General features: G+C 67.6%; 15 protein-coding genes. 9 read left to right on the top strand and 6 right to left on the bottom strand.

The genetic code is table 11. The annotated features are described in order from the left end of the window. Positions 1–10: 10 nt before the first annotated feature. Complete coding sequence (locus tag DELCS14_RS26445) at positions 11–1180, bottom strand: acyl-CoA dehydrogenase family protein (RefSeq protein ID WP_013804346.1); 1170 nt, start codon at positions 1178–1180, stop codon at positions 11–13. A gap of 57 nt (positions 1181–1237) precedes the next feature. On the opposite strand from DELCS14_RS26445, the gene DELCS14_RS26440 reads away from it, so the two are divergent. Continuing rightward, on the top strand, positions 1238–2104 hold the full coding sequence (locus DELCS14_RS26440; protein ID WP_013804345.1) for a helix-turn-helix domain-containing protein: 867 nt from the start codon (positions 1238–1240) through the stop codon (positions 2102–2104). Positions 2105–2121: 17 nt separating this feature from the next. Here the strand turns inward: DELCS14_RS26440 and DELCS14_RS26435 are convergent, their stop codons facing one another. Further along, on the bottom strand, positions 2122–2661 hold the full coding sequence (locus DELCS14_RS26435; protein WP_013804344.1) for a hypothetical protein: 540 nt from the start codon (positions 2659–2661) through the stop codon (positions 2122–2124). Positions 2662–3206: 545 nt separating this feature from the next. Between DELCS14_RS26435 and DELCS14_RS31355 the strand changes: the two genes are divergently transcribed. The 4 genes from DELCS14_RS31355 (at position 3207) to DELCS14_RS26415 (ending at position 9135) form a co-directional block, all read left to right on the top strand. Then, the gene (locus DELCS14_RS31355; protein WP_228676824.1) at positions 3207–4841 is read left to right on the top strand and encodes a pseudouridine synthase; all 1635 of its coding nucleotides are present in this window, start codon (positions 3207–3209) and stop codon (positions 4839–4841) included. Positions 4842–5036: 195 nt separating this feature from the next. Further along, on the top strand, positions 5037–5534 hold the full coding sequence (locus tag DELCS14_RS26425) for a sigma-70 family RNA polymerase sigma factor (protein ID WP_013804342.1): 498 nt from the start codon (positions 5037–5039) through the stop codon (positions 5532–5534). Beyond that, positions 5534–6604, top strand: a complete 1071-nt coding sequence (locus DELCS14_RS26420; RefSeq protein ID WP_013804341.1) for a FecR domain-containing protein — start codon at positions 5534–5536, stop codon at positions 6602–6604. Before DELCS14_RS26425 ends, DELCS14_RS26420 begins: the two co-directional genes overlap by 1 nt. A 119-nt stretch (positions 6605–6723) precedes the next feature. Next, positions 6724–9135, top strand: a complete 2412-nt coding sequence (locus DELCS14_RS26415) for a TonB-dependent receptor (protein ID WP_013804340.1) — start codon at positions 6724–6726, stop codon at positions 9133–9135. 24 nt (positions 9136–9159) lie between these two features. Here the strand turns inward: DELCS14_RS26415 and DELCS14_RS26410 are convergent, their stop codons facing one another. The 3 genes from DELCS14_RS26410 to aqpZ form a co-directional block, all read right to left on the bottom strand. Further along, positions 9160–9840 carry a Fe2+-dependent dioxygenase gene (locus tag DELCS14_RS26410; protein WP_013804339.1) on the bottom strand — a complete coding sequence of 227 codons (681 nt, stop codon included), beginning with the start codon at positions 9838–9840 and terminating at the stop codon, positions 9160–9162. Between the two features lie 131 nt (positions 9841–9971). After that, complete coding sequence (locus DELCS14_RS26405; RefSeq protein WP_013804338.1) at positions 9972–12197, bottom strand: TonB-dependent siderophore receptor; 2226 nt, start codon at positions 12195–12197, stop codon at positions 9972–9974. Between the two features lie 215 nt (positions 12198–12412). Next, entirely contained in the window at positions 12413–13117 is a 705-nt protein-coding gene (aqpZ, locus tag DELCS14_RS26400) for an aquaporin Z (RefSeq protein ID WP_013804337.1), read from the bottom strand. 243 nt (positions 13118–13360) lie between these two features. On the opposite strand from aqpZ, the gene htpG reads away from it, so the two are divergent. From htpG to DELCS14_RS26380, 4 genes are all read left to right on the top strand, one after another. Beyond that, positions 13361–15313, top strand: a complete 1953-nt coding sequence (gene htpG, locus DELCS14_RS26395) for a molecular chaperone HtpG (RefSeq protein WP_012203106.1) — start codon at positions 13361–13363, stop codon at positions 15311–15313. 364 nt (positions 15314–15677) lie between these two features. Further along, a complete protein-coding gene (locus DELCS14_RS26390; RefSeq protein WP_013804336.1) occupies positions 15678–19286 on the top strand; it encodes an IPTL-CTERM sorting domain-containing protein in 3609 nt (1202 codons plus the stop codon). A 149-nt stretch (positions 19287–19435) separates the two neighbouring features. Continuing rightward, positions 19436–19987, top strand: a complete 552-nt coding sequence (gene xrtH, locus DELCS14_RS26385; RefSeq protein ID WP_013804335.1) for an exosortase H — start codon at positions 19436–19438, stop codon at positions 19985–19987. Positions 19988–19997: 10 nt separating this feature from the next. After that, complete coding sequence (locus DELCS14_RS26380) at positions 19998–20753, top strand: exosortase H-associated membrane protein (RefSeq protein ID WP_013804334.1); 756 nt, start codon at positions 19998–20000, stop codon at positions 20751–20753. Between the two features lie 19 nt (positions 20754–20772). Here the strand turns inward: DELCS14_RS26380 and ureG are convergent, their stop codons facing one another. After that, entirely contained in the window at positions 20773–21414 is a 642-nt protein-coding gene (gene ureG, locus DELCS14_RS26375) for an urease accessory protein UreG (protein WP_013804333.1), read from the bottom strand. Positions 21415–21426 lie beyond the last annotated feature (12 nt).

Here is a 21426-nt window from a genome sequence, read left to right as displayed (position 1 = left end):
GCCTCCGGTGTCAGGCGCTCTCGCGCAGCATGAGCTTGGCGATGTTGAGCTGGTGGATCTGGCTGGTGCCTTCGTAGAGGCGGAACAGGCGCACGTCGCGGAAGTAGCGCTCGATGGGGCTGAAGTCGGCCACATAGCCCGCGCCGCCGAACATCTGCACCGCGCGGTCGGCCACGCGGCCGCACATCTCGGAGGCGAAGTACTTGCACATGGAGGCGGACAGCGCCACGTCCTCGCCCCGGTCACGGGCGCGGGCGGCCTCCAGGATCATGGATTGCGCCGCGAAGATCTCGGTGCGGCTGTCGGCCAGCATGGCCTGCACCAGCTGGAAGTTCGCCACCGGCTGGCCGAACTGCTCGCGCTGGCGCACATGGGCCAGCGCCAGGTCCAGCATGCGGATCGCCGGCCCCGTGCACAGCGCGGCCAGGTGCAGGCGCTGCTTGTTGAGCACCTTCATCACGGTCTTGAAGCCCTGGCCCTCGCGCCCGCCGATGATCTGGTCCGCCGGCACGCGGCAGTCCTGGAAATGCACGTCCGACACGGGCGAGCCCGCCTGACCCATCTTGCGATAGGGCTGGCCCGTCACCAGGCCCGGCGAGCGCTCCACGAAGAAGGCCGTCAGCCCCTCGCTGCCCGTGCTGCCTTCGCCGGTGCGGGCGATGACGGTGAAGACATCGGCCAGCGGCGCATTGGTGATGAAGCGCTTGCTGCCGTTGAGCACGTAGTGGTCGCCCTCGCGGCGCGCCGTGGTCTGGATGTTGCTCGCCTCCGAGCCCGCGTCCGGCTCGGTCAGCGCCAGGCAACCCGTGAGCTCGCCGCGCGCCATGCGCGGCAGCCAGCGCTGCTTTTGCGCCTCGGTGCCGTCGGCCACCAGGGCTTCCGAGCCAATGCCGGTGTTGGTGCCCACGCGGGCCCGCAGCGCCACCGAAGCCTGGGACAGCTCGAAGGCGCAGCGCACCAGCTCCTCGGTGCTCAGGCCCAGGCCGCCGTAGGCCTGGGGAATGCTCCAGCCGAAATAGCCCTTGTCGCGCAGCTCCTGGACCACGGCGGGCGGAATCTCGTCATCGCGCTCGATCTGCTCTTCGAGCGGATGCCAGCGGTGGCGCACGAAATGGCGGATGTCTGCAATCAACGCCTGCAGGCGGGCGTCGGCGGGATGGGGGGTGGGGACTTGGCTCATGGGCCGCACTGTAGGAAGCGCGGGCTCCAGGGCTGCAATGCAGTTTCAAATATTGAAATGCAGTTGCGGCTTTGCGGCCGTGGTCCGCACAATCGCCACGTGCCCCACACCCCCATTGCCCACCAACCCAGGGACTCGCAGGATGTCTGCCGCATCCGCGAGCAGGACCCGTATTTCGCTGGCACGCTGGCCAAGGGGCTGATGATTCTCCAGTGCTTCGTCAGCGACCCGCGCCCGCATGCCAACAGCGAGCTGGCCCGCCGCCTGGGCCTGCCGCGCCCCACCGTGTCCAGGCTGTGCCGCAGCCTGCAGACCATGGGCTACCTGGACCATGACGAGCGGCTGGACCGCTACTTCGTCGGCCCGGCCGCTGTCGCCCTGGGCTACCCCTATGTGATCAACACGCCCTTGCTCGGCCCGCTGCGCCTGCCCATGCAGGCGCTGGCCGACCGTGTGAAGGGGGCGGTGTCGGTGGGCGTGGTCATGGACCTGGATGTGGTCTACCTGGATACCTGCGCCTGGGAGGGCGGCACGCTCAAGCGACCCGGCGTGGGCGCCGTGCGCGGCGTGCTGGAAACGGCCATGGGCCGGGCAGGGCTGGCCCAGCTCGATGCCGGGGAACTTCAGCGCTTCCTGGACCGCGTACGCAGCCAGCGGCCCGAGGAATATGCGCGCTGCATGGACAACGCCAGCGAAAGCCTGGCGCACTATGCCGCCCGGGGCTTCGCGGTCAACATGGGCGACTCCGGCCTGGGTGTGTGCGCCGTGGGTGCGGCCTCGCGCATCCGCTACGGGTCGCGCCGCCTGCTGTTCAACTGCGCCGTGCCGGGCCTGCGCATGCCGGCCCGCACGCTGATCCGGGATGTGGGCCCCCAGTTGGCGCAGTTGGTGGCCTTGTGCGACCGGCTGCCCGTGGACCGCTGATCTGCGGGCCTGGCGCTTCAGAAGGCGGCCAGCACGATGCCGATGGCCAGCAGCACGCCGAAGGAGATCCAGCCGTTCTTCTGGTCCAGGCCGCCGATCTGGCGCAGCGCCTCTTCGCGCGCGGCGCCCACCAGGCCCCTCTGGTTGATCTGCTGTATGCGCGTGACCAGCCATTGCAGGTAGGTGCGCTTGACCGTGAACGAGATGGCCACCGCGATGCCGAGCACGCGCCCGGCGCCGCCCGTGCCGGGCATCAGCAGATTGATGATCAACAGGGTGATGAAGGCCACCACGGCATAGGCGTAGACGCGGCGCGCAATGGCCCAGGAAACGCCCATGAAGGGAATGGCGGTCCAGCAGGGACTCATGGATGCGAAAAAGCCCTTTTTCCCGCTGACCATGCGCTCCCACAGTGGCCGGTATTTCTCAGCATTCGGGCCGATGGCGGTCTCCATATCGGACCACTCGATTCCAGTCAAGTCCGGCTTGGTGATAAGCAGCGCCTTGAATTGTTCTTTCAATGGAGTGGAATTCGATAGGTTGGGTGTATCGCTCATGGTTTTCCTTGTTGAATGAGGCGGGAGTCCGGGCGGGATGGTCTGGATACCGCAGCAGGCGCTGCGCGAAGGGCTTTTGTCTCGAAACAGCCCCCCGTTTCTGGACGGGCGCCATTCTATGGGGAGATGCATGGGCAATGGCAAGCTCAATGGGTTGATTTGCAATCGCCAATGAATGAAATCGCCAAAATAAAATACAGTTTTTTACATATCGCATGCCGTGCATTGGAAGATCCCAATCGGCTGGATTGAAGATGTTTTGCCGATGTGATTCGCTTCTTGTCGATTTTTCATTGAGGATTCATCCGGTTGTGCATATCGCGCCGGATACAGCGATGGGGATGGGGCGGCCGCCAGGCGCATTGCATTAGGCATGAATGTGTGGTGCGGAACATGGCGAGCCCGCCGGGTCGCAGGGCCGGGTGGCGGGGCTGGCAAGGGGCCCTGGCGGCCTGCCCGCAGGCCGCCCGATAGCCGAGCGCAATGCCCGTATTGGCCGCAGGGCGCAGCCGCTGCGGGCCTTGCCGCGCGACAATGGCGGTCTAATGTCATCCCCTACTTCTTCCAAACCGTCCCGGCCCGGCGCCGACGAGGCGGCAGCGCCCTCCGCGCGCCCTGTGCTGCGCCGCCCCGAAAAGCCACAGGCCGAGCCGGCTGGCGATGCCCGCCGCCCTTCGGGTGGCGCGGGCAAATCTGCGGGCGCACGCGGCGGCCCGCGCAGTGACCGCAACGACCGCAATGAACGTGGCGGCGACCGTGGCGGCCGCAATGATCGCTACGAGCGCTCCGACCGCCGTGATGCCCCCCCTCGCGGCGATGCCCGCGGTGGGGCACCCCGAGGCGATGCCCGCGGTGCAGCACCCCGCGACGACGCCCGTGACCAGCGCCCGCGCAGCAGCGGTTTCGGCCGTGCCGAGGACCTGGACCGTTCCCAGCCGCGTGGCGACTGGCGCGAACAGGGCGGCGGCGAAAACCGTGCCCCGCGCGAGCAGCGCGACATGCGCGATGCCCGTGATACGCGCGATGCCCGCCCCCCGCGCCCGCCCCGCCCGGACGATCGCCGCGACCGGCCCTATGGCCAGCGCGATGAGCGTCCGCGTGATGGTCAACGCGATGGCCAGCGCGACGGTCCCCGTGACGGCCCGCGTGAAGGTGGTTTCCGCGACCGTCCCCGTGACGATGCCCGCGGCCCCCGCCGTGACGATGCGCGCGGACCGCGCCGCGACGACGCCCGTGGTCCCCGCCGTGATGACGCCCGTGGCCCGCGCCGTGATGACGCCCGTGGCCCGCGCCGCGACGAGGCGCCCCAGGCCGAGCCCGCCTACCGTCCGCTCAGCGGCATCCGCACCTACCGTCCCGCCGACGGTGGCGCCAGCCGCGAAATCCCCGTCAAGCGTGCTCCCGAGCCGCTGCAGGAGCAGGTTCCCGGTGGCGTGCGCATCAACAAGCGCCTGGCCGACATGGGCCTGTGCTCGCGCCGCGAAGCCGACGAGTGGGTGGACAAGGGCTGGGTCCGCGTCAACGGCGAACTCGCCGTGATGGGCCAGAACGTGGTGGCGGCCGACCGCATCACCGTCGAGCGCGAAGCGCGCGAGCGCCAGGACCAGCAGGTCACCATCCTGATCCACAAGCCCATGGGCTATGTCAGCGGCCAGGCCGAGGACGGCCACGAGCCCGCCGTGGTCCTGGTTACGCCCCAGAACCACTGGAACCAGGACACCAGCCGCACGCGCTTCAACTTCGCGCAGCTCAAGGGCCTGGCTCCCTGCGGCCGGCTGGACATCGACTCCGTGGGCCTGCTGGTCATGACCCAGGACGGCCGTGTGGCGCGCCAGATCATTGGCGAAGACTCGGAGATGGACAAGGAGTACCTGGTGCGCGTGACCTACGGCGACCGCGACATCGACGTGCAATCCGTGTTCCCGGCCGAGCAGCTGGCACGCCTGTGCCATGGCCTGTCGCTCGATGGCGAGGCACTCAAGCCCGCCAAGGTGGACTGGCAGAACCCCGAGCAGCTGCGCTTTGTGCTGACCGAAGGCAAGAAGCGCCAGATCCGCCGCATGTGCGAACTGGTGGGCCTGCGCGTGGTGGGCCTCAAGCGCATCCGCATCGGCCGCGTGACGCTGGGCAACCTGCCTGTGGGCCAGTGGCGCTACCTGGGTGCACACGAGAATTTTTAGCACCCCCTGAGCGGCTGCGCCGCTTCCCCCTCTCTCGCTTCGCGGGAGGGGGACGGCACCCTCGGTGCGGGACGGCCCTTCCTCGGTGCCCCTGATTTGGGCAGCGACGGTTTTGAGCTCGTGTTTAGAATGCGAACCATTCTCAAACGAGCTTCAGCGCTGCGGCACGCCAGTCCGGGGCGCGTCCGTCTTTTCATGCGCGCACCGGCCGATCCCGTACACACCCTCTATGTCGAACACCACGGCTGGCTGCAAGGCTGGCTGCGCCGCAAGCTGGGCAATGTGTTCGAGGCTTCCGATATCGCGCACGACACTTTCGTCAACGTGATCACCTCGGGCATGGCCGGCCGCATCGAGCAGCCGCGCCCCTTTCTGGCCACCGTGGCCCGCCATCTTGTGATCCGCCAGCACCGGCGCCGGCTGCTGGAGCGCGCCTATCTCGACACCCTGGCCCTGTTGCCCGCTGAACTTGCCCCTTCGCCCGAAGAGCGGCTGATCGCCCTCGAATCGCTGCAGGCCGTGGACCAGGCGCTGGACGCGCTGGCGCCCAAGGTGCGCGAGGCCTTCCTGCTGGCCCACCTCGAAGGCCTGAGCTATGCGGACATCGCCACGCGCCTGGGCGTGTCCATGACCAGCGTCAAGCGCTACCTGGCCCAGGGCTATGAGCGCTGCTTCGTGCTGGCGCTGTCCTGATGGCGCCGGTGCCTCCTTCCGATCCTCGGCGCCTGTCCAGCGCAGCGCCGCTACCCGGCAGCAGTATCCAGGCGCCCCAGGCGCTGGGCCGGCCCTTGCCGGCCGGCGTGGCGCGGGCGGCTGCCGGCTGGTTTGCGCTGCTGCAATCTGGCCAGGCCTCGGCCGCCGACCGCGCGCGCTGGCAGCGCTGGCTCGATGAAGACGCCGACCATGGCCGCGCCTGGGCCCATCTGCAGGCCGTCACGGGCGCGCTGACGGGGCTCAACGCCGGTGGCGCGGGCTATCGCGGCCTGTCCGCCGCTCCCCGGGCTGCGCGGCGGCGCCTGCTGGGCCTGTTTGCGGGCTTGGGCACGGCGGCGGGCGCGGGCTGGCTGGCCAGCCGCACGCCGCAGTGGCAGCAGATGGCAGCCGACTACACCACGGGCACGCAGCGCCGCCGCTGGACCCTGCCCGACGGCACGGACATGCTGCTGGGCCCCGGCAGCGCCGTGGCCTTGCAGTTCGACGGCAGCGAACGCCGTCTGCGCCTGCTGGCCGGCGAGGCGCTGTTCACCACCGGCCATCCCGCAGGAACGTTGGGCGATCTGCCCTTTGTGGTGGAGACCGCCCACGGCCGCGTGCGCGCCCTTGGCACGCGCTTCATGGTGCGCAGCAGCCATGCAGGTGCGCGCGTGGCGGTGTTCGAGCGCGCCGTGGAGCTGCGCCCGGCCGGCACAGGCGCATCCGCACGGCGCCTGCAGGCGGGCGAGGCCATGGACTTCACGCGCACCGGCTGGGGCACGGTGCAGCCGGCCGGCCCTGCGGACGACGCCTGGAGCCGGGGCCAATTGTGGGTGGACAACCAGCGCCTGGACGACTTCCTGGCCGAGCTCAACCGCTACCGCCCCGGCTGGCTGCACGCCGATCCGGCCGTGGCCGGGCTGCGGTTCTCGGGCGTGTTCCCGCTGGACGAAGGTGGCATCGATGGCACGGACGCCGTGCTGGCCATGCTGCCCGGTGCGCTGCCCGTGCAACTGCGCTGGCGCACGCGCTGGTGGGTGGTGGTGGAGCCTGCGCAGCCGCGCGGCTGAGGCTTTTTCTTCTTTTTCGCATTTTTTTGCGCCGGGGGTGACCCGATTTCCCGCGCCGCGCTTCCTTGTTTCCGAGAGCTTTGATTTTCGACATCGGAACACAGGGAGAACCCAGGACCATGCAACCCCTTTTCATGCCCCGCCCCGCGCTGGCGCTGGCCATCGCGCTCATGCCCGCCGCCGTGCTGGCCCAGGCCCAGCGCAGCTATGACGTCGCTGCCGGCCCGCTGGATGCCGCCTTGCGCAGCACGGCCGCCCAGGCCGGCGTGGCCCTGATCTTCACGGCCGAGCAGACGGCCGGACAGCGCAGCGCGGGCCTGCGCGGCAGCTATACGGTGGAGGGCGCCTTCGAGGCCCTGCTGGCCGGCACCGCCTGGCAGGCCGTGCGCCAGGCCAGCGGCGCCTATGCGCTGCGGCGGGTGGAGCAGGTGGTGCCCGCTGCCGCTGCAGGCGCCACGCTGGCCACGGTCAACGTGACGGCCGCTGCCGAGCGCAGCGCGGTCTCCGAAGGCACGGGCTCCTACGCCACGCGCCAGTCCAGCACGGCCACACGGCTGGGCCTGTCGCAGCGCGAGACGCCGCAGTCCGTCAGCGTGGTCACGCGCCAGCTCATGGACGACCAGGGCCTGACCAGCCTGCCGGAGGTGCTGGAGAAGACACCCGGCATCACCGTGGGCCGCAACGACAGCGAGCGCACCACCTTCTACTCGCGCGGCTATGCCATCGAGAATTTCCAGTTCGACGGCGTGCCCAACACCATGGACTCGGCCAACCAGTACACCACCTCGCTGGCCGACAGCGCCATCTATGACCGCGTGGAAGTGGTCAAGGGAGCGACCGGCCTGCTCACGGGCGCGGGCTATCCGTCGGCCGTGGTCAATCTGGTGCGCAAGCGGCCCACCAAGACCTTCCAGGCCTCGGCCGAGGCGGCCATCGGCAGCCATGACCGGTTGCGCGGCGTGGGCGACATCTCCGCGCCGCTGACCGAGGACGGCCGCGTGCGCGCCCGCGTGGTGGCCGTGGCGCAGAACGCCAGGTCCCATGTGGACGACTACAGCCGCAACGTGCGCAGCCTGTACGGCATCATCGAGGCCGACCTGGGTCCGGGCACGGTGGCCAGCCTGGGCATTGACCACATGCAGACGCGCGCCAACGGGGCCAGCTTCGGCCACATCCCGCTGTTCTTCAAGGATGGCAGCCGCACGCATTTCCCCACCTCGCTGAACCCTGCGGCGCGCTGGTCGTACTGGGACAACGACAGCACCAACCTGTTTGCCGAACTCAAGCACAGCTTCGGCAATGGCTGGAAGGCGGACCTGTCGGCCAGCCGGCTGCGCCAGTCGCGCGACGTGGAGGTCGGCGTGGCCGCCCACGGCATGGTGGACCCGGTCAGCGGCCTGGGCATCAACATGCTGTCCAACAAGATTCCCACCGATGCCACCACGCAGGCCGTGAATGCGGCGCTGTCCGGGCCGTTGCAGCTGTTCGGGCGCGAGCACGAGCTGTCGTTCGGCGCCAGCTGGTCGCGCCAGCGCCGGCATGCGCCCGGCTACACCAACGCCTACGGCCCCGTGGGCAACTACTTCGAGTGGGACGGCCAGGTGCCCCGGCCCGATTTCCAGCTGCGCGACCACCGCATGACGCGCATCGTGGAGAAGGGCGTCTTCGGCGCCGCGCGCCTGCGGCCCACGGACGACCTGTCGGTGATCCTGGGCGCGCGCGTGAGCTGGTACGACATGCTGGACGACACCACGGGCCTGGACGGCAGCTACGGCGTGAACAACGCGCTGCGCGTGGCGCACAAGACCGTGCCCTATGCAGGCGTGGTCTATGACCTGAACCGCCAGCTGTCGCTGTACGCCAGCCAGACCGATATCTTCAATCCGCAGACCTACTACAAGGACGCAGCCGGCAGCCCGCTGCCGCCGCTTACGGGCCGCAGCCGCGAAGTGGGCGTGAAGGGCGAGTTCCTGGACGGCCGGCTCAACGCCTCGCTGGCGCTGTTCCACATCCAGCAGCGCAATGCCGCGCAGTACGTCAGCGCCAATCCGGAAACCGGGGAAGAGGTCTATGCGGCCATCGACGGCGTGACCAGCAAGGGCGTGGAGATGGAGGTGTCGGGCAGCATCACGCCGGCCTGGAACATCTACGGCGGCTACACCTACCGTACTTCGCGCGCACCGGCCCAGCCCGATGTGATCCTCAGCGCCGTCAACACCAACCAGCCGCGCCACCTGTTCAAGCTCAGCACCAGCTACCGGCTGGGCTCGCAATGGACCGTGGGCGGGTCGCTGGCCTGGCAGAGCCTGACCTACTACCAGCAGTCCTCCGCCCCCTATGCACGCGCCGACCAGCGCTCCTATGCGCTGGTGGGCCTGATGGCGCGCTACGACGTGGACCGCCAGTGGTCGGTGACGCTGAACGTCAACAACCTGTTCGACAAGACCTATATGCCGGGCCTGGGCTCCTATGGCACGGGCGTGTATGGCGATCCGCGCAATGTGCTGGTCACGGCCCGCTACAGGTTCTGATGCGGCTGCCTGGCGGCTGTGCCACTAGGCCTGCGACCACATCCGCAACAGGTTGTGGTACGTGCCGGACAGCGCGGAAAGCGCGGGGTCGCCCGGGTGGCGCACCGTCAGTTGCTGGATCTGCTGGTCCAGGTCGAACAGGATGCGGCGCTGCTCGTCCGAGGCCACGAGGCTGTGCGTCCAGAAGAAGCTGGCGTAGCGCGTGCCGCGCGTGACGGGGTTGACGCGGTGCAGGCTGGTGCCGGGGTAGACGATGGCGTCGCCTGCGGCCAGCTTCACGCTCTGGTGGCCGAAGGTGTCCTCCACGATCAGCTCGCCGCCTTCGTACTCGTCGGGCTCGCTGAAGAACACGGTGGTGGAGACATCGCTGCGCACCTTGATGGCCGTGCCGGGGATGGTGAAGATGGCGTTGTCTATATGGTTGCCGTAGGTGCCGCCGCCCTCGTAGCGGTTGAAGCGCGGCGGCAGCACCTTCAGCGGCAGGGTGGCCGACATGAACAGCGCGCTGGCCCCCAGCTTGTCGAGGATGAGGTTGCCTATCGCCTGGCCGGCCTGGCTGTCCAGCGGCAGCTGCAGGTTGGCCTTGACCTGGGCCGCCAGAGGGCCGGCCGTGGCGCGGCCGTCCTGCCACGGGGCCTGCTCCAGCGCCTGGCGGCACTGGCACACTTCGTCGGGGCTGAGCAGGGCGGGTATGCGGAGCATCATGGCAGGCGGTCCTCAGGGGGAATCAGCGAGTGTCCCGCAAAAAAGCCCCGCAGGCGGCGATGGCCTGCGGGGCTTTGCGGTGATCTGCGCAGTGTCAAGCCGCTGCGCGTTCGCGCGGGGCGATCAGCAGATCAGTACGTCCACTTGAGCGAGGCCACGGCTGAGCGGCCTGCGGCCATGGTCGCGTAGTGGGGCGAGCGGATGCCGCTGTAGTAGACCTTGTCGCCCAGGTTGTACAGGTTCAGCTGCACGGTCAGGTTGCGGTCGATCTGGTAGGCCACCATGGCGTCGTAGCGCGCATAGCCGCTGGCACCCTTGGTGACGATGCCGCCATCCACCGTGGACAGGATGTAGCTCTGGTTCACGCTGCTCTGGGCGTAGATGCCCAGGCCCACGGTCAGCTTTGCCATGGGCTTGTAGCTGGTCCACAGGCTGAAGCTGTGCTTGGGCGTGTTGGGAAAGGGCTGGCCATTGGCCACGCTGCCCGCGCCGGCGTTCTTCTGCTCGCTGTCCATGTAGGTGTAGCCGCCGAAGACGCTCAGGCCCGGCAGCACGCTGCCCGTGAAGCCCAGCTCCACACCGTTGACCACCTTGTTGCCGCCCATGTAGGTGACGCCGTTTTCGGTGATGCGTGCATTGGTCACGTCGTTGCGGAACAGCGCGGCGGTCAGCGCCAGGCGCTTTTCCATCAGGTCCCACTTGGTGCCAAGTTCGAGCGAGCGGGTCTTCTCGGGAGCGAGGTTGGCCAGCTGGTCGGTGGAGATGCCCAGGTCCTCGTTGCCGTTGCCCAGCATGGAGCCGCCGGGGCGCGAGGAGGTGCCGATGCTGGCGTAGATGCTGCCGTTGGTGGCCGGCTTGTAGACCAGGCCCAGCTGGTAGTTGAACAATGTGTCCGAACGGCTCAGGTCATAGGCCGGCGTGTTGCGGCCGGCGGGGCCGGAGGAGCTGAGCTTGTAGTGGTCCATGCGCAGGCCGGCATTGAGCAACCACTGGTCGTTGAACTTCAGCGTGTCGAAGCCGTACAGCGCCACGGTGTCGATCTGGTTGTGGCTGGGGTCGCCCAGCGTCACGGGCAGGTTCCACAGCGGGCTGCTGTCGGGGTTGTTCAGCGAGGCGCACCACAGGCTGGCGGCCGTGCAGGTGGTGTTGGTGGTCTGCAGCGCGGCGATGCGGGACTCGGCCTTTTCCTTGGACAGTTCCAGGCCGAACGAGTAGCTGTGGCCCACGCTGCCGGTCTGGGCCTTGCCCGTGAATTCCGAGAGGTTCTGCAGCGTCTTGATGTCGGCCACGCGTGCATTGCCACGGCGGAACACATAGCCATTGACGACATTGCCCTTGCTGTCGTCGGGCTGGGTCCACAGGTAGTCCTGTTCGGTCTTGCTGTAGCGCAGACTGTTGCGGAACTTCTGGGTGTCGGTGAACTTGTGCTCCACGGTGGCCGTGAACAGGTCACTCTTTTCCTTTTCGTAGTCGCGGCTGGTCAGGCCGTACCAGTTGTCGCGGTTGTTGCCGTAGGTGGGACGCACCACGCTGCCGCCGCGCAGGCCGGCCGCAGCCGTGCTGCTGTACAGGTAGGGCACGCCGCCATCGGGAATGTTGTCGGTCTGCAGGTGCTGCCAGGACAGCGAGACCTCGGTGGGCGTGCCCATGCCGAAGGTCACCGTGGGGGCAATGCCCCAGCGCTTGTTCTCGGGGCCGCTGCGGCCGGGAACGTCGGCGTCGTGCACCATGGCGTTCAGGCGCAGGCCCACGCCTTCGCCCAGCACGCGGTTGGCGTCGATGGTGGCGCGCCGGTAGCTGTCCGTGCCCAGGCCCACGTCGCCGCTGATGAAGTTCTCGTTCCTGGCCTTCTTGGTCACCAGGTTGATGGAGCCGCCCGCGCCGCCACGGCCTGCATAGGCCGAATCGGCGCCCTTGATGACTTCCACCGCTTCCAGGTTGAACACCTCGCGCGTGCCGGCCGCAATGTCGCGCATGCCGTCCACGAAGGTGCTGGCCTGGGCATCCATGCCGCGGATGAAGGGCTGGTCACCCGAGGGGTTGCCGCCTTCGCCGTTGCCGAAGGTGATGCCGGGCGTGGACCGCAGGGCTTCCTGCAGGCTGGTCGCGCCGGTCTGCTTGATGATTTCCTCGTTGATGACCTGCACCGTCTTGGGCGTGTCCACCAGCGGGGCCGTGAACTTGGCCGAGGAGGCGTTGTCGGTCTTGACGGGCGCTTCGGTCGAAGACGTCACGTTCACGGTGCCCAGCGTGGTGCTGGTCTGTGCGAAGGCCGGGGTGCCAGCAAGGCACAGGGCAGTGGCAATGGCCAGCTGGGTGAGGTTCGCGGGGGGGAGGATTTGTTGGATTTTGCTCATGTTCACTCCGATGAAAGCCCGCGGATTGTTATTGCGAATCACTAGTGTTCGGTTTCTGCTTCGTAAAGTTGGCCGGTTTGTGCCGGGTGAAAGTCCTTCGCGTTGCCGCCATGCAACAAACGAAAACCGTGTTTCACCAAAGATTCAATGAAAAAAGCGGCTGTCGCCAGCCGCTTGAGTCTTCTGCGGGGCGCCTGCAGCGCCCGTCCCTGGCCTTATTCGTTGGCCGGGTTGGCCAGCAGGGCCTTGTAGATCACGGCGCCGATCAGCGCACCCACGATGGGGGCCACCCAGAACAGCCACAGTTGCGAGATGGCGATCTCGGGACCGAACAGGGCCGGGCCCGTGCTGCGCGCGGGATTGACCGAGGTATTGGTCACGGGAATCGAGATCAGGTGGATCAGCGTCAGGCACAGGCCGATGGCCAGCCCGCCAAAGCCGGCTGCCGCGCGCTTGGCCGTGGCGCCCAGGATGACCAGGATGAAGAAGGCCGTCATCACCACCTCGGTGACCAGGGCTGCCGTCATGCCGTAGCCGCCCGGCGAATGCGCGCCGTAGCCGTTGGTGGCAAAGCCGCCGATGTCGGCACCGGCCTTGCCCGTGGCGATCACGTAGAGAATGCCTGCGCCCGTGATGGCGCCCAGCACCTGCGAGACGATGTAGCCCGGCAGTTCGCTCCAGGCAAAGCGCCCGCCCATGGCCAGGCCCACGGAGACGGCCGGGTTGAAGTGCCCGCCCGAGATGGGCCCGAAGGCATAGGCGCCCGTGAGCACCGTCAGGCCGAAGGCCAGCGAGACGCCGACCAGGCCGATGCCCACCTGCGGGAAGGCGGCGGCCAGCACGGCCGCACCGCAGCCGCCCAGGGTCAGCCACAGGGTTCCGAGGAATTCTGCGGACCATTTTTGAACAGAGCTGTGCATGGAAAATCTCCTGAAGCAGGCCCGCCGTTGCGCCCGGGCCCTGCGCGCACCGTCCGCCGCACAGCGGAAAGTGGCGCAGTTATAGCCCTGCGCCAGCCCCGCCGTGAGGGCGAAAAAGTGAACAATCGTCCAGAGCCTACGCCGCCACAGGGGCGGCGGGGTCTTGATAATGCGCTCGCCGGCCCGAGATGAGGGCTGATTTTTTCCCTGTTGTGAACCCATAGGACATAGGACACTGTCTGCATGAGCAAGCAAACCCATTCTTTTCAGGCCGAAGTTGCACAGCTGCTGCACCTGGTCACGCATTCGCTGTACTCCAACCCCGAGATCTTCCTGCGCGAGCTGGTCTCCAACGCCTCCGACGCCTGCGACAAGCTGCGCTTCGAGGCGCTGAACGATGCCTCCCTCTATGAGGACCAGCCCAACCTGGAAGTGCGCGTGTCCTTCGACGCCGCTGCCAAGACGCTGACCATTGCCGACACCGGCATCGGCATGAGCGAGCAGGAAGCCATCGACAACCTGGGCACCATCGCCAAGAGCGGCACCAAGGCCTTCATGGACAAGCTGTCGGGCGACCAGAAGTCGGACTCGCAGCTGATCGGCCAGTTCGGCGTGGGCTTTTACTCGGGCTACATCGTGGCCGACAAGATCACCGTGGAAACACGCCGCGCGGGCCTGCCGGCCTCCGAAGGCGTGCGCTGGACCAGCGGCGGCACGGGCGAGTTCGAGGTCGAGCAGATCGAGCGCCCCCAGCGCGGCACCAGCATCACGCTGCACCTGCGCCCCGAGGCCGAGGAGTTCCTCAACGCCTGGAAGATCAAGCAGGTCATCGGCAAGTACTCCGACCACATCAGCCTGCCCATCCTCATGGAAAAAGAGGAGTGGAAGGACGGCGAGAACGACCAGCCCGGCACCATGGAGAAGACGGGCGAGTGGGAGACCATCAACAAGGCCAGCGCGCTGTGGACGCGTCCCAAGAAGGACATCACGGCCGAGCAGTACCAGGACTTCTACAAGGCCATCAGCCACGACTTCGAGAACCCGCTGACCTGGAGCCACAACCGCGTCGAGGGCAACACCGAGTACACGCAGCTGCTGTTCATCCCGGCCAAGGCGCCGTTCGACCTCTACAACCGCGACAAGAAGGCCGGCGTCAAGCTCTACGTCAAGCGCGTCTTCATCATGGATGACGCCGAGGCGCTGATGCCCGGCTACCTGCGCTTCGTCAAGGGCGTGATCGACTCGGCCGACCTGCCGCTGAACGTCAGCCGCGAGCTGCTGCAGGAAAGCCGCGACGTGCGCCTGATCCGCGACGGCTCGACCAAGCGCGTGCTGTCCATGCTGGAAGACCTGGCCAAGCACGATCGCCACGACGCTGCCGCTGACGCGGCGGCCGACGGCGTCACCGACGTGGTCAGCGAAGAGGACAAGGCCAAGGAAGGCAAGTACAGCCAGTTCTACGCCGAGTTCGGCCCCGTGCTCAAGGAAGGCCTGGGCGAGGACTTTGCCAACAAGGAACGCATCGCCAAGCTGCTGCGCTTTTCCTCCACCAGCCAGGACGAGGCCATCGTCTCGCTGGCCGACTACAAGGCCCGCATGAAGGAAGGCCAGGACGCGATCTACTACATCACGGCCGACTCCCTGACCGCAGCCCGCAACAGCCCGCAGCTCGAAGTCTTCCGCAAGAAGGGCATCGAAGTGCTGCTGATGGCCGACCGCGTGGACGAATGGGCCATGGGCTACCTGACCGAATTCGACGGCACGCCGCTGCAGTCCGTGGCCAAGGGCGCCGTGGACCTGGGCAAGCTGCAGGACGAAGAGGAAAAGAAGGCCGCCGAGGAAGCGGCCGAGACCTTCAAGCCCCTGCTGGCCAAGCTCAAGGAAGCGCTCAAGGACAAGGCCGAGGACGTGCGCGTGACCACGCGCCTGGTGGACTCGCCCGCCTGCCTGGTGGTGCAGGACGGCGGCATGAGCCTGCAGCTGGCGCGCCTGCTCAAGCAGGCCGGCCAGCAGGCGCCGGACGCCCGCCCCGTGCTGGAGGTCAACCCCGAGCATCCGCTGGTCAAGAAGCTGGACGGATCGGTGCATTTCCATGACCTGGCCAACATCCTGTTCGACCAGGCCGTACTGGCCGAAGGCGGCATGCCCGAGGACCCGGCTGCCTACGTCAGGCGCGTGAACGCGCTGCTGGCGTGAGTTCCTCACAAGGATTGCCTCGCCGCATTCCCTAGGCCTTAGTGCCTGCTCACTGCCGCGCCGCCGCGCGGCAGATCAGCATTGCAAGCCGGTGCCAGCAAGCTGCCACCGGCTTTTTCACGTCCGCGTTCCGTGAGGAAAACCGACCGAAAAAGGTCGACTCACGAAAAACTCACAAATACCTCTAAATACTCACTTTTGTTAAAAATTCCAGATCATATTTACTTTTGGTAATAAAGAACCATCATGCCTCCTTTTGGTGCGTCCGGTAGTCGGCTTTCTGACAGAGCTGTTCCAGCCGGGCACCTCGTGCGTCCGTGCCTGCGGCATTCGGCGCTGTCAACGAAGCAAAAGAGAGGTTTGTATGGCTTTCACGAGAAAGGGCTGGCTGGCGCGTGCGCTGCTGTCCGGCGGCTTGCTGGCAACAGCGGCTGCCGTGGCGGCGCCGGCCGACACCGACATCCTGGTCAACCAGGACGGTCTCTATGACGGACAGGACGCATCGGCAGGCCCTGCCGGCGGCAACTTCACCTATGTGGCCAAGGTCAGGCACAACAACATCGGTCCCGACGCCGTAGGCGTCACCCTGACCGAGGTGCTGCCCGTGGGAGCCGTGTTCCAGGGCTACAGCAGCAGCCCGGGCGGCATCACCTGCACGGCACCGGCTGCCGGCACGGTGCTCACCGCAGGCAACAACACGCTGGTCTGCAACATCGGCAACCTGGCGCCCGCCGACGGCTTCAAGTCCGTGGGCTTCGAGGTCATCCTGCCGACCGTCGGCACCAACTGGCGCGCCGTGGCCAGCGCGCGCATGGCCTCGCCCGACTACGACAACGACCAGAACAACACGCAGCTCGATCGCAACTTCACCACCACCGAGGCCGCCGATCTGGCCATCGCGATGGCGGCTCCCGCCAGCGTCGCCAACGGCGGCGCCTTCCAGTACACCATCGACGTGCAGAACAAGGGCCCGTCCGAGGTGCCCGCCGGTGGCCGTACCGTGGTGCGTTTCCCCGTGCCCAACGGCGCCGTGGTCACGGGCGTGCCCTCAGGCAGCGGCTGGAGCTGTACGCCCGCCTCGGGCTATCCGCTGATCTCGGGCGAGCTCAGCTGCACGCGCGGCGGCCCGGTGCTGCCGGGCGCTGTGCTGCCTTCCATCTCCGTGCCGGCCATCGCCAACATGAGCGGCACCATTGCCGGCGCTGCCAGCGTCAAGGGCTACAAGGACGCCAGCACCGAGATGCCCGACGGCCAGTCCGGCAACAACACCGCCAGCGCCGCCGTGGTCTCCAGCGGTAGCGAGTTCGTGGATGTCTCGCTGCGCAAGCAGGTGGCGCCCACGGTGCTGGATGCGCTGCAGGCGACCGAGGTCACCTACACGCTGCAGCCGCGCCGCGAAGGCGGCTCCCTCGTGCCGCGCGATCTCACCATCACCGACACCCTGCCGGCCGGCGTGACCTTCATGGGCTTCGACGGCAGCACGGCGCCCTGGAACTGCGGCCACAACAGCGGCACCATCACCTGCACCCACGCGGGCGAGTACCCGGTGGCCGGCTACGCCAACATGCAGGCCATCCGCTTCAAGGCCAGCGTGGCTGCGGGTGGAACGCCGGGTGCGCAACTGGTCAATCAGGGCGTGATCGGGGTTCCACCCGAACTCAACGAGCCCAACAAGACCAACAACACCGATAGCGCGGCGGTGAGCTTCAGCAACGATGCACGGCTGCGCCTCGTCAAGGCCGGCCCCAGCCGCCCGGTGCTGGCGGGTGAGGAGTTCCAGTACACGATCACGGTGACCAACAACGGTCCCATGCCTGTGCTGCCGAATCAGCTGATCACCGTATCCGACACCCCTGCGGACAACCGAATGACCGTCATCGGCATGTCCGGTGCGGGCACCGGCGCGGGTGACTGGACCTGCGCCGCCCAGAGCTGCACCTCGACCGCGGGCCTGGCCGTGGGCGCCAGCCGCCAGATCACGGTCAGGGTCAAGGTCACGCTGGCCTCGGGCCATCTGGACTTCACCAACAACGCCTCCGCTGGCGTGATCGGCCGGGACAATGCATCGGCCACCACCTCCGCGACCGTCACCGTGTCCGCCGACAAGGTGGATGTGGGCATCGTCAAGAGCGTGGTCAGCCCTGTGCCGCCGGCCTCCATCAAGAGCGGTGAAGAGGTCACCTACCAGCTGGTGGTGAAGAACCACTCGGCCAGCACGACGGTGACGAATGTCCGCGTGCGCGACGCGCTGCAGTCCCTGGTCAAGCAAATTGACGGCGTGCGTATCGTGGGCGGCAACCCGGTGGACGAGGCCGGCAACCCCGTGCCCTACGCATACCCGGGCGGCGGCTTCGTGTCCAGCCGCATCGTCTCCGGCGCCAACGCCAGCTGCGGCACCCCTTCGGGCGGCGTCAACAGCGAGACGCGCGATCTGACCTGCGACATCTCCTCCATGGCCCCGGACGCCGAGGTGGTGATCGAGGTCAAGATCCGCCCCAAGCGCGCCACCACCGGCACCTATGCCAATGCGGCCTCGGCCCAGTCGCGGGACATCCATGACGCCGATCCCGGCAACGATTCCTCTACGGCCAGCATCACCGTGCAGGCCATCGCGGAAATCGCGGCGCAAAAGCAGGTCTCGCCCAAGGTGGCGGCTGCGGGCGAGCCGCTGACCTATACGGTCACGGTGCCCAACTACGGCCCCTCGTCGGCCGCCAATGTCACGCTCAAGGACGTGCTGCCTGCAGACGCCATCTTCATCGGCACGCCTACGGTCTCCGGCGGCGGCACCTGCACTCCGGCTGCCACCGATGGCGTGCAGGGCGGCACGCTGGAATGCGCCTGGACCGATCCGCTGGCTTCAGGCGAGCAGTACACCGTGAGCTACAAGATGCGCTCGCGCGGCGATCTGGCGGCCGATACGGAGATCTCCAACACCGTGGCGGTGGACACCACCACCGAGGAGCTGACCAAGGCCAACAACCAGGCCGAGGCCAAGGCCCGGCTCAAGCGCGCCGAGCTGGATGTGAACATCAGCATGCGCCACACGGCGGACGGCCTGGTGCTGGGTGAGGACACCGAATACACCATCACGGTGACCAACTCCGGCCCCTCCTACGCCACCCAGGTGGTCGTGACCGACAAGTTCCCCGCATCGGGCTCCACGGCCACCTTCAGCTACCAGAACGGTCTGGCGCTGGCCGGCATTCCCGGCGCCTCCGCATCCTGGTGCGGCGTGCAGCCGGCGCTGAACGCGACCAGTGGGCCGCTGCAGTGCACCATCCCGGCGCTGGCTCCGGGCCAGAGCATGACCATCAAGTTCAAGATGCGCGCACAGACCCTGCCCGACAAGGCATCGGGCGGCACCATCTACCACGAGGCCTCGGTCAAGCCCTTCGAGACGGAATGGCTGAGCAATGGCGGCGATGTGATCGTCAACAACACCACCACCGACCGGACCTCCACCAGCCGCCAGGGCAATGCCGTGGACCTGGGGATCGGCAAGCAGGGCCCCGCCGGCCCGCTGGACGATGGCGACACGGCCAGCTACACGCTGACCGTCACCAACTACGGCCGCGATCCGCAGTCGCCCGCAGGCGGCTCGGTGACCGACGTGCTGCCCGCCGGGCTGGAGTTCGTCTCGGCCTCGGCAGGCTGCAGCTACGCCAGCGGCACGCGCACCGTGACCTGCAGCGTGCCGCAACTGGCCCAGGGCGGCACGGCGGTCTTCACGCTGGAGACAAAGCTGGACAAGCCCTACAAGGGCGCCCGCCCGCTGGTCAACTCGGCCACGGTCTCGGTGCCCGGTGACGGCAATCCCGACAACGACAAGGGCACGACCACCACGCCGCTCAAGCCGGGACCGGGCGGCACGGCCAGCATTCCCACGCTGTCGCAGTGGGGCCTGATGCTGATGTCGTCCCTGCTGGCACTGATGGCGCTGGGGACCATGCGCAGGCGCGAGCGTCGGTGATGCGCCCGTGACGGCAAGGGCCGGTGGCGTGATTCACGCACCGGCCTTTGTCGTCTTTGAGCGGTCCGAAGATAATGCGAGCCTATAGAGGGACACTGTTTCGCAACTGCCAGGTCGCAAGCCCGGCAACCAACACTCCAAGACCTGCCATGCTGCGCTTCTTTCTGATCTTTCTGGCCATCCAGCTGACGATGTTCGGGCTGAACCTGCTCAGTTGGGTGCAGCAGCACATCGTGCTGCCCTGGACGTCTTTTCTGGCGCACATCTGCGCTTCGCTGGTGACTTGGTTCGACAGCACGGCCTCGGCCACGGGCAAGGTGCTGTGGAACACGGCCACGGGCTTCGGCGTCTCCATCGAGGCCGGCTGCAACGGCCTGGAGGCCTACATCGTGCTGTTTGCCGCCGTGATGGCCTTCCCCTCGTCATGGCGCCAGAAGCTGGCTGGCCTGCTGGCCGGCTTCGTGGCCGTGCAGGCCATCAACGTGCTGCGCGTCATCAGCCTGTTCTACCTGGGCCAGTGGAGCACCACGGCCTTCAACTTCGCGCACGAGTACCTCTGGCAGGCGCTGATCATGCTGGACGTGCTGGTGTTCTGGCTGCTGTGGGTGCGCTGGAGCGGCCGCAAGGCGCCGTCGCAGGATGACGGCGGCCAGCCGCCGCTGCCGCCCGCCGCTGCAGCTTCCGCCGCCGTGGCCGCCTGAGGAGCAGGCCATGATCGGACGCAATCCCATCTCGCGTTTCGCGGCCCTGGCCATGGGCGGCATCGTGGTGCTGACCCTGGCCTGGACGCTGGCGGCCGGCTGGCTGGCCGTGCCGGTGTCCGGCATGAGCAAGTGGGTGCTGGAGAACGCCGCCAACGGCTGGGTGCAGCGCGTGGACCTGGAGACGCCCCGCAGCCTGGTCGTCAATTCCTCGGTCCAGGTCTCCAACGAGCAGACCGGCTGGCGCCGCGCCGAGGCCATCGTCGAGGTCGATCCCGCCCGCTACGGCTACGGCCTGCCGGTGCTGGTGGCCATGCTGCTGGCGGCCTGGGGTCCGGGCCGGTGGTGGCGCATCCTGGTGGGCTATGTGGCGCTGCTGCCCTTGCAGACCTTCAGCGTGGTCTCGCAGGTGCTGATGCAGCTGTGCCTTGCGGCGCGGCTTGACCTCAACGTGCTGGGCATACAGACATGGCAGCTGGAGGCCATCGTCTACGCCTACCAGATGGGCGGGCTGATGGTGCCCACGCTGTGCCCGGTGCTGCTGTGGCTGGCGCTGGACATGGGCTTTGTGCGCCGCGTGCTGCTTCCGGCCTGGAACCGCAGCCGCGCGCCTGCTGCCGCACCGCAGCCCATGGTGGCACCCAAGCCCTCGGCCTGGCGCCAGACCGATGGCGCGGCCACCTCCACCGGCCATCCGCTGGTGTCCTCCAGCAGCGCGGCCACCCTGCCCAAGGCCAAGGCCACCAGCGGCACGCCGCAGCGCTGAAGGCCGTGCGCGGCCGTCTTCAGCCCTGCGCGGGCATGGGCGGCAGCAGGCCGCGCTCGGTGATGAAGTCGATCACCTCGCGCAGGCCCTTGCCGCTTTTCACGCTGCCCATCACATAGGGCTTGTGGGCGCGCATGCGCTGCGTGTCGGCTTCCATGATGGACAGGTTGGCGCCCACGTAGGGCGCCAGGTCGGTCTTGTTGACCACCAGCAGATCGCTCTTGGTGATGCCGGGGCCGCCCTTGCGCGGAATCTTCTCGCCGCCGGCCACGTCGATCACGTAGATGGTCAGGTCCGACAGCTCGGGGCTGAAGGTGGCGGCCAGGTTGTCGCCGCCGCTTTCGATGAAGACGATGTCCGCCTCGGGGAACTGGCGCAGCATGCGGTCCACGGCCTCGAGGTTGATGGAGGCGTCCTCGCGGATGGCCGTGTGCGGGCAGCCGCCGGTCTCCACGCCCATGATGCGCTCGGGTGGCAGGGCCTCGGCCACCGTCAGCAGGCGCTGGTCTTCCTTGGTGTAGATGTCGTTGGTGATGACCACCAGGTCGTAGTGGGCGCGCATGGCCTTGCACAGCATCTCCAGCAGCGTGGTCTTGCCGGAGCCGACCGGGCCGCCGATGCCGACGCGCAGCGGGGGGAGTTTCTTGATGCGGGTGTTCATGGTGGACTTGGG

The sequence above is a fragment of the Delftia sp. Cs1-4 genome (genome assembly GCF_000214395.1).
GTDB lineage: Bacteria > Pseudomonadota > Gammaproteobacteria > Burkholderiales > Burkholderiaceae_C > Comamonas > Comamonas acidovorans.
Note: the sequence above shows the minus strand (reverse complement) of the source record. Positions and strands in the feature narration are given on the sequence as shown.

Coding starts and splice junctions, on each gene's coding strand:
- DELCS14_RS26445 (WP_013804346.1), bottom strand. CDS start 1,180: ATGAGCCAAGTCCCCACCCCCCATCCCGCCGACGCCCGCCTGCAGGCG.
- DELCS14_RS26440 (WP_013804345.1), top strand. CDS start 1,238: ATGCAGTTGCGGCTTTGCGGCCGTGGTCCGCACAATCGCCACGTGCCC.
- DELCS14_RS26435 (WP_013804344.1), bottom strand. CDS start 2,661: ATGAGCGATACACCCAACCTATCGAATTCCACTCCATTGAAAGAACAA.
- DELCS14_RS31355 (WP_228676824.1), top strand. CDS start 3,207: ATGTCATCCCCTACTTCTTCCAAACCGTCCCGGCCCGGCGCCGACGAG.
- DELCS14_RS26425 (WP_013804342.1), top strand. CDS start 5,037: ATGCGCGCACCGGCCGATCCCGTACACACCCTCTATGTCGAACACCAC.
- DELCS14_RS26420 (WP_013804341.1), top strand. CDS start 5,534: ATGGCGCCGGTGCCTCCTTCCGATCCTCGGCGCCTGTCCAGCGCAGCG.
- DELCS14_RS26415 (WP_013804340.1), top strand. CDS start 6,724: ATGCAACCCCTTTTCATGCCCCGCCCCGCGCTGGCGCTGGCCATCGCG.
- DELCS14_RS26410 (WP_013804339.1), bottom strand. CDS start 9,840: ATGATGCTCCGCATACCCGCCCTGCTCAGCCCCGACGAAGTGTGCCAG.
- DELCS14_RS26405 (WP_013804338.1), bottom strand. CDS start 12,197: ATGAGCAAAATCCAACAAATCCTCCCCCCCGCGAACCTCACCCAGCTG.
- aqpZ (WP_013804337.1), bottom strand. CDS start 13,117: ATGCACAGCTCTGTTCAAAAATGGTCCGCAGAATTCCTCGGAACCCTG.
- htpG (WP_012203106.1), top strand. CDS start 13,361: ATGAGCAAGCAAACCCATTCTTTTCAGGCCGAAGTTGCACAGCTGCTG.
- DELCS14_RS26390 (WP_013804336.1), top strand. CDS start 15,678: ATGGCTTTCACGAGAAAGGGCTGGCTGGCGCGTGCGCTGCTGTCCGGC.
- xrtH (WP_013804335.1), top strand. CDS start 19,436: ATGCTGCGCTTCTTTCTGATCTTTCTGGCCATCCAGCTGACGATGTTC.
- DELCS14_RS26380 (WP_013804334.1), top strand. CDS start 19,998: ATGATCGGACGCAATCCCATCTCGCGTTTCGCGGCCCTGGCCATGGGC.
- ureG (WP_013804333.1), bottom strand. CDS start 21,414: ATGAACACCCGCATCAAGAAACTCCCCCCGCTGCGCGTCGGCATCGGC.